The sequence below is a fragment of the Sodalis sp. RH21 genome, from assembly GCF_047324175.1.
In the GTDB taxonomy this organism is placed as follows: Bacteria; Pseudomonadota; Gammaproteobacteria; order Enterobacterales; family Enterobacteriaceae; genus Acerihabitans.
This window is the reverse complement of sequence record NZ_CP178732.1, coordinates 806,586-820,980: the sequence shown is the minus strand read 5'-3', so window position 1 is coordinate 820,980 and position 14,395 is coordinate 806,586. Positions and strand designations below refer to the sequence as shown.

Genomic DNA, 14,395 nt, shown 5'->3' with positions numbered 1-14,395 from the left:
GCAGGGATAAGGCGATGAAACCGCGGATGGATATCCCGCGGCTCATGCTTCTAGGCCCTTGTTCTCTGCCTTGCCTGGTGCCTGCGCTGTGACTCTACGCAATATTACCACGTTTTACCGATATTAAACTGGAACTGCTCCGCTCGGTCGCCATCGTACTTCTTGATAGGCTGGGCATAAGAGAACACCAAAGGCCCTAACGGAGACATCCACTGCAAGGCAAAACCGCTCGATACGCGGATATTGCCTGGATTACTGTAATCAGGCACGCCGTAAGCGCGGGTCTGATCGGTATTTTCCCACGAGGTGTCCCAGACGGTGCCGCTGTCCACAAACAGCGAGGTGCGTACCGAGTTGGCGTACTTGGCGCTGATAAACGGCGTCGGTACGATAAGCTCCGCGCTCAGCAACGCCATGGCGTTACCACCCACCGCATCGTTGGAGTTGTCCAGCGGGCAATCGCCATAGGACCCTTCGCCGCCGTTACACTTGTAGTATGCCGCTTTCGGCCCAATGGTATTGGACCGGAAACCGCGCACGGTGCTGGAACCGCCGGCGAAGAAGTTGTCGTAGAACGGCACTTCCTTGCTGCCGATGCCGTCGGCATAACCCGCGCGTCCGCGCCCCATCAACACCCAACTGCCGGATTCGGTCAGCGGCAGGTAGCTGGTGGTATCGAAGGTCACTTTATAATACTCGTTATCGGAACCGGGTATGGTGACCTTGCCGCTCAGGCTGGCGGTGGTGCCCGACGTCGGGAAATAACCCCGATCCAGGTTGCTATAGCTCCAGCCGGAGGTCAGGAAGAAGTCATCGGCGCTGAAATCGGCGTCGTTGTCATGATTCTCGCCCGCGATGACCTTGGGCTGGTAGCCGGAGGATTGCAGGTAACGCCACATGGCGATCTGCGGGTCCATATCCGACAGGTCATTATGGACATAATCCAGGCCCACGCGCAGCGAATTGGTTTCGCTGATCGGGAAGCCCAGGGTGGTGCCCAAGCCATAGCTTTTGTTGGTGTAGTCCGACAAATCGGCGTTATCGGCCTCGAAGTCATTATAGAAAATACGCCCGCCGAGACTGACGCCGTCCACGGTGAAGTAGGGGTCGGTCAAGGAAAGTTCAGCGTAAGTCTGGTAATCGTTCTTGGTGCCGCTAAAGCCAACCGAGTTGCCGGTACCCAGCCAGTTGTCCTGCTGGATGCCGAACTGGAAGCTGACGCCGCTTTCGGTACCGAAGCCCACGCCGAAGTTGATGCTGCCGGTGTTGCGCTCTTTGACTTTATAGGTGACGTCGACCTGGTCGTCGGTGCCGGGAACGCGCTGCGTATCCACATCAACGGTTTCGAAGTAGCCCAGGCGGTTCAGGCGATCTTTGCCCTGGTCCACCAGGTTGCTTCCCAGCCAGGCGCCTTCCATCTGGCGCATCTCGCGGCGCAGCACCACGTCTTTGGTGATGTCGTTGCCCTGGAACCGCACATGCCTGACGTAATAACGGTTGCCCGCATCGACGTTGATATGCAGCTTCACGGTTTTATCGGCGTCGTTGATTTCCGGCTGCGTCACCACGCGCGGATAGGCGTAGCCATAACGCCCCAGCAGCTGCTTGATGTCGTTTTCCATCTTGGTGACTTTGGCGCCGCTATAGAGTTCTCCCGGCTTGACGCGGGACAACGCATCGATTTCAGCGGAGTGCCCGGCCAGATTACCGTTGACTACCGTACCGGACAGCTGGTACTGGGCGCCTTCGGTAATGTTCAGGGTGATATAGATGCCCTTTTTATCCGGAGTCAGGCTCACCTGGGTCGAGTCGATATTGAAACGGGCATAGCCGCGGTCAAGATAGAAGCTGCGCAGGGTTTCAAGATCCCCCGCCAGTTTTTGCTTCTGGTACTTGCGATCGCCCACCACGTTCCACCACGGCACTTCATCGCGCAGCTGGAAGCGTGAAACCAGCTCATCGGTACTGAAGGCGTGGTTGCCGACGATATTGATCTGCTGGATCTTGGCGGAAAGGCCTTCGGTAAACACCAGTTTCAAATCTACCCGGTTGCGCGGCAGCGGCGTTACGACGGCTTGCACCGACGCGCTGTATTTACCCACGCTGTAGTAGAAATCCTCCAGCCCTTTCTCGATATTGGATATCGTGGTGCGGTCCAATGCTTCGCCGACGCGCACGCCTGAAGCTTCGAGATTCTGCTTGAGCATATCCTCCTTCACCGCTTTATTGCCGGAGAAGGTGATACTGGCGATAGTAGGGCGTTCCTTGACCTGAACGAGCAAAGTATCTCCATCACGCAACACCCGGACATCCTCAAAGTTTCCGGTGGCAAATAAGGCGCGGATAGTATTACCGATATCTTCATCACTGGCCGTGTCTCCGACACGTACCGGCATACTGAGTAACGCCGCACCGACGGCGACCCGTTGCAGTCCTTCGAAATGAATGTCCTTCACTACGAACCCGTCTGCACCGTATACGGTGGCGCTGCTAAGAAGCAGCGACGCTATGAGCAACTTTTTCATCGCCATCGTGGTTATGCGTTCTTCCTAACATAATCCCCGGCGCTAGAGCCGGGAGAAATCATTGAAAAGAGCAAGCCCCATTAACAACACCAGCAAAATCGAACCGATGCGATAACTGAAATCCTGCACTCGTTCGGAAACCGGCCCACCCTTAAGCTTTTCTATCGCCAGGAAGAGCAAGTGACCACCATCTAACACCGGTAGCGGGAACAGATTGATGATACCCAGGTTGACGCTGATAAGCGCCAGGAACATCAGGTAGTACACCATTCCATATTCCGCTGACATCCCTGCGCCCTGGGCTATGGAAATCGGCCCGCTCAGGTTGTTCAGCTTAACATCTCCCGTTACCAGTTTGCCCAGCATGCCGACGGTCAATTTCATCAGCTGCCAGGTTTTTTCGCCAGCCTGCAACCCTGCGGGCAACAAGCCGTACTGGCGTATCGTTTTATATTCCTCTGGTAATGGTATCACCTGCGGTACCACACCTGCGAAGCCTTCCACTTCGCCTTTACCCACTGGCTTCTCGTCCGGAGTCAGCGCAATGCTTTGACTCACGCCCTGCCGGTCGATCTCCACCGCCAGGACTTTACCGGGATTATCCCGTACGCGCATGACAAAATTCTGCCAGCGGCCAATGGGCTGACCATCGACTTTAACGATCCTGTCGCCAGCTTGCAAACCGGCTTTCGCCGCCGCCGACGCCGGCTGTACTTCCGCCAGCACCGGTTCTATCTGCGGACCACGTGGAATAATGCCCAGCGCGATAATCGGGTCCTGCTTATCCGGCTCGAAGTTCCACTCGCGCAAATCGAGGGTTTTTCTCTCGACGCGCGACGAGCCGAACGGCGCTACGCCGACGCTGGTCTGGCTGTCGCCAATCTTGCCGATCAGCTCCAGACGAACCGAATCCCAGTCAGGCGTTTCGATGCCGTCAACCGACTTTAGTTCCATGCCGGGCGAAATTTCCGCCTGCGCGACGATGGAATTAGGCGTTACCTCACCTATTACCGGCCGAAAGCTCGGAACGCCGATTAAAAATACCAGCCAGTAGGCAAACACCGCAAAAATGAAATTGGCGATGGGCCCGGCGCTGATAATGGCGGCGCGCTGCCAGACTTTCTTATGGTTAAAGGCTTCATGCCGGCGTTCGGGGGGCACGGTGTCCACCCGTTCGTCCAGCATTTTCACATATCCCCCCAGGGGGATGGCCGCAATCACATATTCGGTGCCGCGTTTATCGCGGTGGCGCCACAGCGCGCGGCCAAAACCGATAGAAAAACGTTCTACGGTTACGCCGCAGCGGCGGGCCACCCAAAAATGGCCGAACTCATGCACTGTAATCAATATACCCAGCGCAACGATAAATGCAGCGAGACTCCAGAGAAAGTGCAACATGATAACTCCTGGCCCCTTGATTAAATAGCTCTAAAAATCAGCAGCATTAAACAGGCGAAAACCGGTACCGCAGCTGTCAGGCTATCGATGCGATCGAGAATGCCCCCGTGACCGGGGATCAGGTGACCGCTGTCTTTGATACCGGCCTCGCGTTTGAACATGCTTTCCGTCAGATCGCCGAGCACCGAAGCCATCACCGCGATGATCGAGCAGGCCAGCAACCCCAGCGGCGCCGCATCGAGCGGTGCATATTTGCCGAACAGCCAGGAAATGACGGCCGACGTTACCAGGCCTCCGACCAGACCTTCCCAGGTTTTGCCCGGCGAGACTTTCGGCGCCAGTTTATGCCGTCCCAGCGCGCGGCCGAAGATATAGGCGCCCGAATCCGCGCCCCAGACCAGCACCATCACGTACAGCAGCCACCAGGCGCCGGTAAAGGAGTTAATGGCGTAATGGTATTGGCGCAGGGTCAGCATGCCCCAGAAAAACGGCATGATGGTCAGTACGCCGAACAGCAGCCGCAGCGAGTATGAATGGCGCCAGAACGCGCTGGAGCGCGGGTAAAGCAGCACCAGCACCAATGCGCCCGCCCACCACGCCAGCGACGCCACCAGTGCGAATTTTACCATGAAGGTGGAGGAGAACGGATGATAATCCGGAATGGTGAACATCATTAACGCCAGCAGCAGTCCGCACAGGATGGATAGCCAGATGCGCTGGCTGCGGGTGGCTAAACCCGCCAGTTGCCCCCACTCCCACGCCGCGAGCATGCACACCGCGAGCGTAACCAGCGCAAACCCCACGATGGGCAATAAAAACAGCGCGGCGATAACGATCGGTATCAGGATAAAGGCAGTAATCAAGCGAGACTTCAGCAAAAATGCCCCCTAGGACGCGATGACATCATTAGGCGTAGCTCCCCCGAAGCGCCGCTCGCGTTGAGCAAAAGCATTCAGCGCGCCTTCAAAAACGTGTTCGTCGAAATCCGGCCACAGCACATCGGTAAAATAAAGTTCCGCATAGGCTATCTGCCAGAGTAAGAAATTACTGATCCGATGTTCTCCGCCGGTGCGAATCACCAGATCGACCGGTGCTAGTTCATTGAGGCAAACGTGTTGACACAGGGCATCCTCATCGATTTGATCTGGGCGCAGCGTTCCTTCCTGCACTTTTTCCGCCAGTTGTCTCACGCCCTGAATAATATCCCAACGGCCGCCATAATTCGCAGCAATATTTAGGGTGAGGCCGTCGTTATTTTGCGTCAGCGCCTCGGAACGGCGTATACGTTCCTGCAACCGCAGGCCAAACCGGCTGATATCGCCGATGATACGTAAGCGGACGTTATGCTTATGCAGGCTTTTGACCTCGCTGTCCAGCGCCCTGACGAACAGTTCCATCAACGCGGAAACCTCCTGCGTCGGCCGGTTCCAGTTTTCGCTGCTGAATGCATAGAGCGTCAGCGCGTCAAAATGATGGCTTACGGCAAAACTGACTGAGCGCCGGACAGACTTTACTCCCGCCTTGTGGCCAAAGATACGTAACTTTCCGCGGCTTTTTGCCCAGCGACCGTTGCCATCCATGATGATGGCCACATGACGGGGGGTGGATGATGACGGAATAATAGCCTCTGGCTGATTTTCGGACGACATAACGCTTACGTGTTTCCTCAATAAGAATACAACCGTCTTTCCGGAACAGTAGGCCCCGAATGCGCAAAAAAGCCGTGTTCTGACACGGCCGCTCCTGATTTTTTATGGCCAGCCATCATCCCAGGAGACAAGTGGCGCTGACTATATCATTTCAACCGCAATGGAACAAATCAGGTAATTACCCGCATCCATTGAATTTTACTCAATAAAATGGGCGCTTTCATGCCGCGCCAGGCTGCGCGCTTCCCGATCGATCGCCACCACATCATCGACGCTGTCCGGCTCCGTCAATACCATGCTTTCCAGGGTCTTGCGGTTCAAGTCGGCAATATCGGTAAAACGAATCTTACCCTGCAAAAACGCCGCCACGGCCACTTCGTTGGCCGCGTTAAGGGTGGTGGTCGCCGCCTGGCCGAGTTCAAACGCATCAATGGCCAGCCGCAGGCAAGGATAACGCCCATCGTCCGGACGCTCAAAGGTCAGCGCGCCGATACTGAAGAAATCCAGCGTCTGCACCCCGGTCGTCACCCGGTCGGGATAGGCCATCGCGTGGGCGATGGGGGTGCGCATATCCGGCGAGCCAAGCTGCGCGAGCACGCTGCCGTCGCAGTAGCGCACCATGGAATGAATCACCGACTGCGGGTGCACAACCACTTCCATTTGCGCGGCGGAGGCGTTGAATAACCAGCGCGCCTCTATATACTCCAGCCCTTTGTTCATCATCGTCGCCGAGTCCACCGATATCTTGCGCCCCATCGACCAGTTGGGATGGGCGCAGGCCTGATCGGGCGTTTTGCCCGCCAGGTCGGATAACGGGGTCTGGCGGAACGGACCGCCGGAACCGGTGAGGATAATGCCGGAAACGCCGTGCGCCTCCAGGGAAGCGTACCCTAACTGGCGCTGAAGTGTTTCGGGCAAACTCTGAAAAATCGCATTATGCTCGCTGTCGACCGGTAATAGTTGCGCTTTGCTGCGCTGTACCTCGTTCATAAACAGCCGGCCGCAGGTAACCAGGGCTTCTTTATTGGCCAGCAGCACGGATTTGCCGGCGCGGACAGCCGCCAGGGTGGGCAGCAGCCCCGCGGCGCCCACAATGGCCGCCATCACCTGATCGACTTCGTCCAGGGCGGCCAGTTCGCAGGCTGCCTGTGCCCCCGCCATCACCTCTACGCGGGCGCCGGCATCCTGCAGTCGGCGTTTGAGCTCCCGCGCCGACGCGGCGTCGGCCATGCAGGCATAGGCGGGATGGAAATCCAGGCATTGCTGGGTCATCACGTCGATATTTTGCCCGGCGACCAGGGCAATCACCTTAAACTTATCCGGATTATGTTTTACAACGGACAACGTATTGGTTCCAACGGAACCAGTAGAACCGAGAATCGTCAAATGCCTCATGAGGGTACTCTGGACAATCACTAGTCAAAAAGGTTAAGGAGCACCGTAGTCTGAAACGTTGCGCAACGTTTGTCTATGATGCCAGCAACAAAAAAAAACGCCGCAGCGGCAAACAATTCCTTGATTGGCCGCTACGGCGTGGTCATAGCGTTGGCAGAGTTCTGGCTTGCCTCTAGCATAGTGCACCGCGGTACGTTTGGATGCACGGTAGCGCGAAAAGATTAAATTTCCATTAACTCCGCTTCTTTGTCAGCCAGCGCGCTATCGACTTTTTTGATAAAGGCGTCGGTCAGCTTCTGGATATCTTCTTGCGAACGACGATCCTCGTCCTCGCTGATCTCTTTATCTTTCAGCATGGCCTTCACTTTATCGTTGGCATCGCGGCGCACGTTGCGCACCGATACCCGGCCCTGCTCCGCCTCGGCGCGCACGACCTTGATCAAATCGCGGCGGCGCTCTTCGGTCAGGGGCGGCAGCGGAACGCGAATCACGGTGCCGGCGGACGACGGGTTCAGCCCCAGGTCGGATGCCATGATGGCTTTCTCCACGGCCGGGCTTAACGAGCGATCGAACACGGTAATGGCCAGGGTACGGGAATCTTCGGCCACGACATTGGCCAGTTGGCGCAGCGGCGTCGACGTGCCGTAATATTCGATTTGAATACCATCAAGCAGGCTCGGAGACGCGCGGCCAGTGCGGATTTTGCCGATGTGGTTTTTGAATGCGTCCACGCATTTTTCCATGCGCATCTCTGCATCTTTGCGGATTTCATTAATCACGTTGCGAACCCTTGGAAACTGGTTTATCCGGGCGGGCTTAAGCTTACGTCAAGCCCGTGATAGTCTGAACCAGCCGCAGCTAGTCCTTCGGTATAATGTTGCCGATTATACGGCATGATACTGTAATCTAACGCTCAATTACTACTTCGTAATCAGCGTGCCCTCTTTTTCGCCCATCACCACGCGCCGCAGCGCGCCGGGTTTATTCATATTGAATACCCGGATAGGGATATTGTGATCCCGGGCGAGAGTGAAGGCCGCCAAATCCATCACTTTAAGCTCCTGCTCCAGCACATCCTGGTAGCTCAGCTGTTCATAAAGTGTAGCATCGGGATGTTTTACCGGATCGGCGGAAAAGACGCCGTCGACCTTGGTGGCCTTGAGCACCACGTCAGCTTCTATTTCAATGCCGCGCAGACAGGCGGCGGAATCGGTGGTAAAGAAGGGGTTGCCGGTACCGGCGGCGAAAATCACCACCCGGTTATTACGCAGCAGGCTGATCGCCTCTGCCCAGCTGTAATTATCGCAGACGCCGTTTAACGGAATGGCCGACATCAGGCGCGCATTGACGTAGGCGCGGTGCAGCGCATCACGCATCGCCAATCCGTTCATGACCGTCGCCAGCATCCCCATATGGTCGCCCACGACGCGGTTCATCCCCGCCTGGGCCAGGCCTGCGCCCCGGAACAGGTTACCTCCGCCTATCACCACACCGACCTGAATCCCCAATTCGACCAGCTCTTTCACTTCCTGAGCCATGCGATCGAGGACGCTGGCGTCGATACCAAAGCCTTCTGCGCCTTGCAGGGCTTCACCGCTCAGTTTGAGCAGGATACGCTGGTATACGGGTTTTGCATTGGTTGCCATTTGTTCTGTTCCTAAGCAGCGATAACGAGATGGGCGAATCCGGCTTTTGGACCGCGCAACGGAGATTTTAGGCGGCAAAAGTCCCCTGACTTTATTTCAGCTCATAAAAAGGAACCGCCTGAAGGCGGTTCCGGATATCAAGATTAAGACTGTTTGCTCATGGCGGCAACTTCGGCGGCGAAATCGACTTCCGCCTTTTCGATGCCTTCACCCACTTCGAAACGGATGAAATTCGCCACGGAGGCTTTGTGCTCTTCCAGCAGCTGGCCGACGGTTTTGCTCGGGTCCATTACGAAGTGCTGGCCGGTCAGGGAGATTTCGCCGGTGAATTTGCGCATACGGCCTTCTACCATTTTTTCAGCGATTTCGCGCGGTTTGCCCGACTGCATGGCGATATCAAGCTGAATCTGGTGCTCGCGGGCCACTACGTCGGCCGGTACGTCTTCGGCATGAACGTATTCAGGCTTGCTGGCGGCGATATGCATGGCGATATGCTTGACCAGTTCTTCGTCGGCGCCGGTGGCGGAGACCATAACGCCAATACGCGCGCCGTGCAGGTAAGAACCCAGCACGTCGCCTTCCAGCGCGGCTACGCGGCGGATATTGATGTTTTCGCCGATTTTGGCAACCATCGCGGCGCGCTGGTCTTCAAATTTGGCTTTCAGTACGTCGATATCGGTGATGCGTTCGGCCAGGGCGGCGCTAATCACTTCGTCGCCGAAGGCTTTGAATCCGCCGTCTTTGGCCACGAAATCAGTTTCGCAGTTCAGCTCGACGATGACGCCGTATTTGCCGTCCTGAGCGATTTTAGTCAGGATGATGCCTTCAGCGGCTACGCGGCCCGCCTTCTTGGCGGCTTTAGCCTGACCGGATTTACGCATGTTGTCGATAGCCAGCTCGATATCGCCCTGAGCTTCAACCAGCGCTTTTTTACATTCCATCATGCCTGCGCCAGTACGTTCGCGCAGTTCTTTCACCAGGGCGGCGGTAATATCAGCCATTATCTTTTCCTCGTTATCCCATGTAGGGGATAGGTAAAAAAGAGGGCCTGCAGACAGGCCCTCTAACCAACATAGTTAAAACTTGGTTAATAAGGGCTCTAAAAAGAGCATGCCTTATTATTCAGTTTCTACAAAGCTTTCTTCGGCCTGTTCAACCAGATCCTGAGAGCGGCCTTCGCGAACGGCGGTAGCCACGGCAGTCAGGTACAGGTTGATGGCACGGATGGCATCATCGTTACCCGGGATGATGAAATCCACGCCATCCGGATCGGAGTTGGTATCAACGATAGAGAACACCGGGATACCCAGGTTGTTCGCTTCTTTGATAGCAATGTGCTCATGCTCGGCATCGATAACGAACAGCGCGTCAGGCAAGCCGCCCATGTCCTTGATACCGCCCAGGCTGTTTTCCAGCTTGGCCAGTTCGCGAGTGCGCATCAGCGCTTCTTTCTTGGTCAGCTTTTCGAAAGTGCCGTCCTGGGACTGGGTTTCCAGATCCTTCAAACGCTTGATGGACTGACGAACCGTTTTCCAGTTAGTCAGCATCCCGCCTAACCAGCGATGGTTCACGAAGAATTGATCGCAGCTGTTGGCCGCTTCTTTTACCGCTTCGCTTGCCGCGCGCTTGGTGCCGACAAACAGGATTTTACCTTTGCGGGAGGCGATTTTGTTCAGTTCGGCCAGGGCGTCGTTGAACATCGGTACCGTTTGCTCAAGGTTGATGATGTGTACTTTATTACGTGCACCGAAGATGAAAGGCTTCATTTTCGGATTCCAGTAACGGGTCTGGTGACCGAAATGTACACCCGCTTTGAGCATGTCACGCATGGAAACAGTTGCCATGATTAAACCTCTTGTTTAAGTTTGGGGTTATGCCTCCACGTATCCCATACGACCGACCCCGCCGCACTGGCCAAGGCACCCCGGCGTATGTGCCGATACGTGTGTGTAATTTACACAATTGAGTTTAGTTGATCTAACCGTCGCATAGGACCAAAATACTCTACGCCGATCGTCGGCGCGCTTTATACCATAATCCGCGCCCGGACTCCACTATTTGTTCAATGCCGACCGTGGCGACAAATGATAGTTTGGCAGTCTAACGGCTGGACTGATAACATTATATCTTACTTAAGTTTAATCATAATATTGTCGACTTTCATGCCGACTGTGGATCTCTTCATGGCCATTCCAATTAAAAATTCTGACGATATCGCCAAAATGCGCGTTGCCGGCCGCCTGGCCGCCGAAGTGCTTGAAATTATCGAACCCCATGTGGTCCCGGGAGTCAGTACCGGCGAGCTCGATCGCCTGTGCCATGAGCATATTACCGTCCATCAGCACGCCATTTCCGCAAGCCTGGGTTACCACGGCTTTCCGAAATCCGTCTGCATTTCGGTCAACGAAGTGGTGTGCCACGGCATTCCCTCCGACGAAAAAATTCTCAAGGACGGCGATATCATTAATATCGACGTTACGGTGATCAAAGACGGTTTTCACGGCGATACGTCCAAAATGTTCATCGTCGGCAAGCCCACCATCCTGGGCGAGCGCCTGTGCCGGATCACCGAGGAGAGCCTGTATCTGGCCATCAAGATGGTCAAGCCGGGGATTCGCCTGCGTACGCTGGGCAAAGCCATACAGCAGTTCGTCGAGGCCGAGAATTTCTCCGTCGTGCGCGAATATTGCGGCCACGGTATCGGCGTGGGGTTCCACGAGGAACCGCAGGTGCTGCACTATGATGCCGACGACGGCGGCGTGGTGCTGCAACCGGGCATGGCGTTTACCATCGAACCCATGGTGAACGCCGGGGATTACCGCATCCGCACCATGAAAGACGGCTGGACGGTCAAGACCAAGGATCGCAGCTTGTCGGCGCAATATGAACATACTATTGTTGTCACCGATGACGGCTGTGAAATAATGACCCTGCGCGGCGACGATACCCTGCCGCCGGTGATAACACACGCGGCCTGAATTCCCGCCGCGCGCGGCGTGTCTCATTCTTTCCGCGGGTAGCCCGGGGGCCTGCGCCCCCCGACCCCGGTCTACCCGCTTTACCATGGGTCCTATATGCCGGATAAAATCCTTCTGTACGCCGAACAGCCCGTTGCCGCCGTGTTCCCGGCCAAACCCTCTTCGCCCTTGACCTGGCCGGATGAGGCCTTGAACCGTACGGATCTTAAAACCCACCTGGAAAGTTTTTACCGCTGGCTGGGCGAGGCCTTTGACGCCGGCATGTCGGCGGAAACGCTGATTGACGCGCGCACGCTGTATATCGATCAGCTGCTGCGGCAACTGTGGCGTTTGTACGGGTTTGGCGCGGTGCCGGAAACGGCCCTGGTGGCGGTGGGCGGTTATGGCCGGGGGGAATTGCATCCGCTGTCGGATATCGATGTGCTGGTATTGAGCCAGTCGCCGCTGAGCGCGCAGCAGGCGCAGCGCATCAGCGAACTGCTGACCCTGCTGTGGGATTTGAAGCTGGAAGTGGGCCACAGCGTGCGCAGCCTGGAGCAGTGCATCCAGGAGGGGCTGGCGGATCTTACCGTCGCCACCAATTTAATTGAATCGCGCCTGATTTGCGGGGACGTGGCGTTATTCCTAAAATTGCAAAAAAGCATTTTCAGCGAGGAGTTCTGGCCTTCCAGCCAATTCTTCCCCGCCAAGCTGGCGGAGCAGGAGGAGCGCCATCTGCGCTACCACGGCACCAGCTATAATCTGGAGCCGGACATTAAAAGCAGTCCCGGCGGGCTGCGCGATATCCACACCTTGCTATGGGTCGCCCATCGCCATTTCGGCGCCACGTCGATGGACGAGATGGTGGGTTTCGGCTTTCTTACCCAGGCCGAGCGGGATGAGCTGAAGGAGTGCCAGAGTTTTCTCTGGCGCATCCGTTTCGCGCTGCACCTGGTGCTCAACCGTTATGATAACCGCCTGCTGTTCGATCGCCAGCAAAACGTCGCCCAGCTGTTGCGCTATCGCGGCGAAGGCAATTTGCCGGTCGAGCGGATGATGAAAGATTTTTTCCGCGTAACCCGCCGGATTGGCGAATTAAACCAGATGCTGCTGCAACTGTTCGACGAGGCCATCCTGGCCCTGGGGCCGGACGATAAGCCGCAGACGCTGGACGACGACTTCCAGCTGCGCGGCAACCTGATCGACCTGCGCGACGAAACGCTATTCGCGCGCGAACCGGAAGCCATCTTGCGCATGTTCTACGTGATGGTGCGCCACCAGCGCATCACCGGCATCTACTCCGCCACGCTGCGCCAGCTGCGCTACGCCCGCCGCCACCTGGCCGAACCCTTGTGCAACAACCCCAAGGCCCGGCAGTTGTTCATGGCCATCCTGCGCCACCCGGGGGCGGTGCAGCACGCGTTGCTGCCCATGCATCGCCATAGCGTGCTGTGGGCCTATATGCCGCAGTGGAGCAACATCGTCGGGCAAATGCAGTTCGATTTATTCCATGCTTATACGGTCGATGAGCATACCATCCGGGTATTGCTGAAGATAGAAAGCTTCGCCGATGAAAAGGTGCGCCCGCAGCATCCGCTGTGCGTTGAGCTGTTTCCGCGGCTGGCGCATCAGCACCTGCTGCTGCTGGCGGCGCTATTTCATGATATCGCCAAGGGCCGCGGCGGCGATCACTCGCTGCTGGGGGGGAAAGACGCCCTGGAGTTCGCGGAACTGCACGGGCTGCACCCGCGCGAAGCGCAGCTGGTGGCCTGGCTGGTGCGCTGCCATCTGGTCATGTCGGTCACCGCCCAGCGGCGCGACATCCAGGACCCGGACGTGCTGCGGGAATTCGCCGCCGAGGTGCAGACCGAAAGCCGGCTGCATTATCTGCTGTGCCTGACGGTAGCCGATATCTGCGCCACCAATGAAACCCTGTGGAACAGCTGGAAACAGAGCCTGCTGCGCGAGCTGTTCTTCGCCACCGAAAAACTGCTGCGGCGCGGTATGCAAAATACGCCGGACATGCGCGCGCGCATCCGCCATCACCGCACGCAGGCCCTGGCGCTGCTGCGCATGGAGAATATCAACGAAGAAGCGCTGCACGATCTCTGGAGCCGCTGCCGGGCCGATTATTTCCTGCGCCATTCCCCCAATCAGCTGGCCTGGCACGCGCGCCATCTGCTGCGGCACAACGCCGACGAGCCGCTGGTATTAATCAGTCCCCAGGCCACGCGCGGCGGCACGGAAATCTTTATCTGGAACCACGACCGCCCTTATCTGTTCGCCGCCGTGACCGGGGAACTGGACCGGCGCAACCTGAGCGTGCATGACGCGCAAATCTTCACCAACCGCGACGGCATGGCCATGGATACCTTCGTGGTGCTGGAGCCGGACGGCAGTCCCCTGGCGCCGGATCGGCACCAGGCCATCGGCCAGGCATTGCTGCAAACCCTGCAGCCGGGCAAATACCAGCACCCGCGCGTACGCCGGCCGTCATCCAAACTGCGGCATTTCAACGTGCAGACCCAAATCACCTTCCTGCACGCGCCCTCCGATCGGCGCAGCTACCTGGAACTGACCGCGCTGGATCAACCCGGCCTGCTGGCCAGGGTGAGCGAGGTTTTCGTCGATTTAGGCGTATCGCTGCACGGCGCCCGCATTTCCACCATCGGCGAGCGCGTAGAGGATTTATTTATCCTCGCCGGCAGCGATCGGCGCGCGCTGAGTATCCGGATGCAGCAGGAATTGTCGCAGCGATTAACCGCGGCGCTCAACCCGAACGATAAAATGTGATACAAGTAGCTTTTCACTCATTTCTTTCGCCA

Annotated in this window: 11 protein-coding genes; 2 read left to right on the top strand and 9 right to left on the bottom strand. The window is 57.0% G+C overall.

What is annotated here, in order from left to right:
- Nucleotides 1–104 precede the first annotated feature (104 nt).
- The 9 genes from bamA to rpsB all read right to left on the bottom strand — a co-directional run bounded on the left by bamA (nucleotide 105) and on the right by rpsB (nucleotide 10,457).
- Nucleotides 105–2,531 (bottom strand): outer membrane protein assembly factor BamA, encoded by a 2,427-nt coding sequence (bamA, locus tag ACL2XP_RS03800; RefSeq protein WP_413737237.1) that lies wholly within the window; start codon nucleotides 2,529–2,531, stop codon nucleotides 105–107.
- Between the two features lie 36 nt (nucleotides 2,532–2,567).
- Complete coding sequence (gene rseP, locus ACL2XP_RS03795; RefSeq protein ID WP_413737236.1) at nucleotides 2,568–3,923, bottom strand: sigma E protease regulator RseP; 1,356 nt, start codon at nucleotides 3,921–3,923, stop codon at nucleotides 2,568–2,570.
- Between the two features lie 20 nt (nucleotides 3,924–3,943).
- The gene (gene cdsA / locus ACL2XP_RS03790) at nucleotides 3,944–4,801 is read right to left on the bottom strand and encodes a phosphatidate cytidylyltransferase (RefSeq protein ID WP_413737235.1); all 858 of its coding nucleotides are present in this window, start codon (nucleotides 4,799–4,801) and stop codon (nucleotides 3,944–3,946) included.
- Nucleotides 4,802–4,810: 9 nt separating this feature from the next.
- On the bottom strand, nucleotides 4,811–5,572 hold the full coding sequence (gene ispU / locus ACL2XP_RS03785) for a (2E,6E)-farnesyl-diphosphate-specific ditrans,polycis-undecaprenyl-diphosphate synthase (protein ID WP_413737234.1): 762 nt from the start codon (nucleotides 5,570–5,572) through the stop codon (nucleotides 4,811–4,813).
- Between the two features lie 198 nt (nucleotides 5,573–5,770).
- Nucleotides 5,771–6,967, bottom strand: a complete 1,197-nt coding sequence (gene ispC / locus ACL2XP_RS03780; RefSeq protein ID WP_413737233.1) for a 1-deoxy-D-xylulose-5-phosphate reductoisomerase — start codon at nucleotides 6,965–6,967, stop codon at nucleotides 5,771–5,773.
- Between the two features lie 221 nt (nucleotides 6,968–7,188).
- Nucleotides 7,189–7,746, bottom strand: coding sequence for a ribosome recycling factor (gene frr, locus ACL2XP_RS03775; RefSeq protein ID WP_413737232.1), 558 nt, complete (start codon nucleotides 7,744–7,746; stop codon nucleotides 7,189–7,191).
- Between the two features lie 141 nt (nucleotides 7,747–7,887).
- Complete coding sequence (pyrH, locus tag ACL2XP_RS03770; protein WP_413737231.1) at nucleotides 7,888–8,613, bottom strand: UMP kinase; 726 nt, start codon at nucleotides 8,611–8,613, stop codon at nucleotides 7,888–7,890.
- Nucleotides 8,614–8,756: 143 nt separating this feature from the next.
- The gene (gene tsf, locus ACL2XP_RS03765; protein ID WP_413737230.1) at nucleotides 8,757–9,614 is read right to left on the bottom strand and encodes a translation elongation factor Ts; all 858 of its coding nucleotides are present in this window, start codon (nucleotides 9,612–9,614) and stop codon (nucleotides 8,757–8,759) included.
- A 117-nt stretch (nucleotides 9,615–9,731) separates the two neighbouring features.
- Nucleotides 9,732–10,457 carry a 30S ribosomal protein S2 gene (gene rpsB, locus ACL2XP_RS03760; RefSeq protein ID WP_410013714.1) on the bottom strand — a complete coding sequence of 242 codons (726 nt, stop codon included), beginning with the start codon at nucleotides 10,455–10,457 and terminating at the stop codon, nucleotides 9,732–9,734.
- A gap of 339 nt (nucleotides 10,458–10,796) precedes the next feature.
- Between rpsB and map the strand changes: the two genes are divergently transcribed.
- Both map and glnD read left to right on the top strand, forming a co-directional pair.
- Nucleotides 10,797–11,591, top strand: coding sequence for a type I methionyl aminopeptidase (gene map / locus ACL2XP_RS03755; RefSeq protein WP_413737229.1), 795 nt, complete (start codon nucleotides 10,797–10,799; stop codon nucleotides 11,589–11,591).
- A 96-nt stretch (nucleotides 11,592–11,687) separates the two neighbouring features.
- Entirely contained in the window at nucleotides 11,688–14,363 is a 2,676-nt protein-coding gene (glnD, locus tag ACL2XP_RS03750) for a bifunctional uridylyltransferase/uridylyl-removing protein GlnD (protein ID WP_413737228.1), read from the top strand.
- Nucleotides 14,364–14,395: the final 32 nt, after the last annotated feature.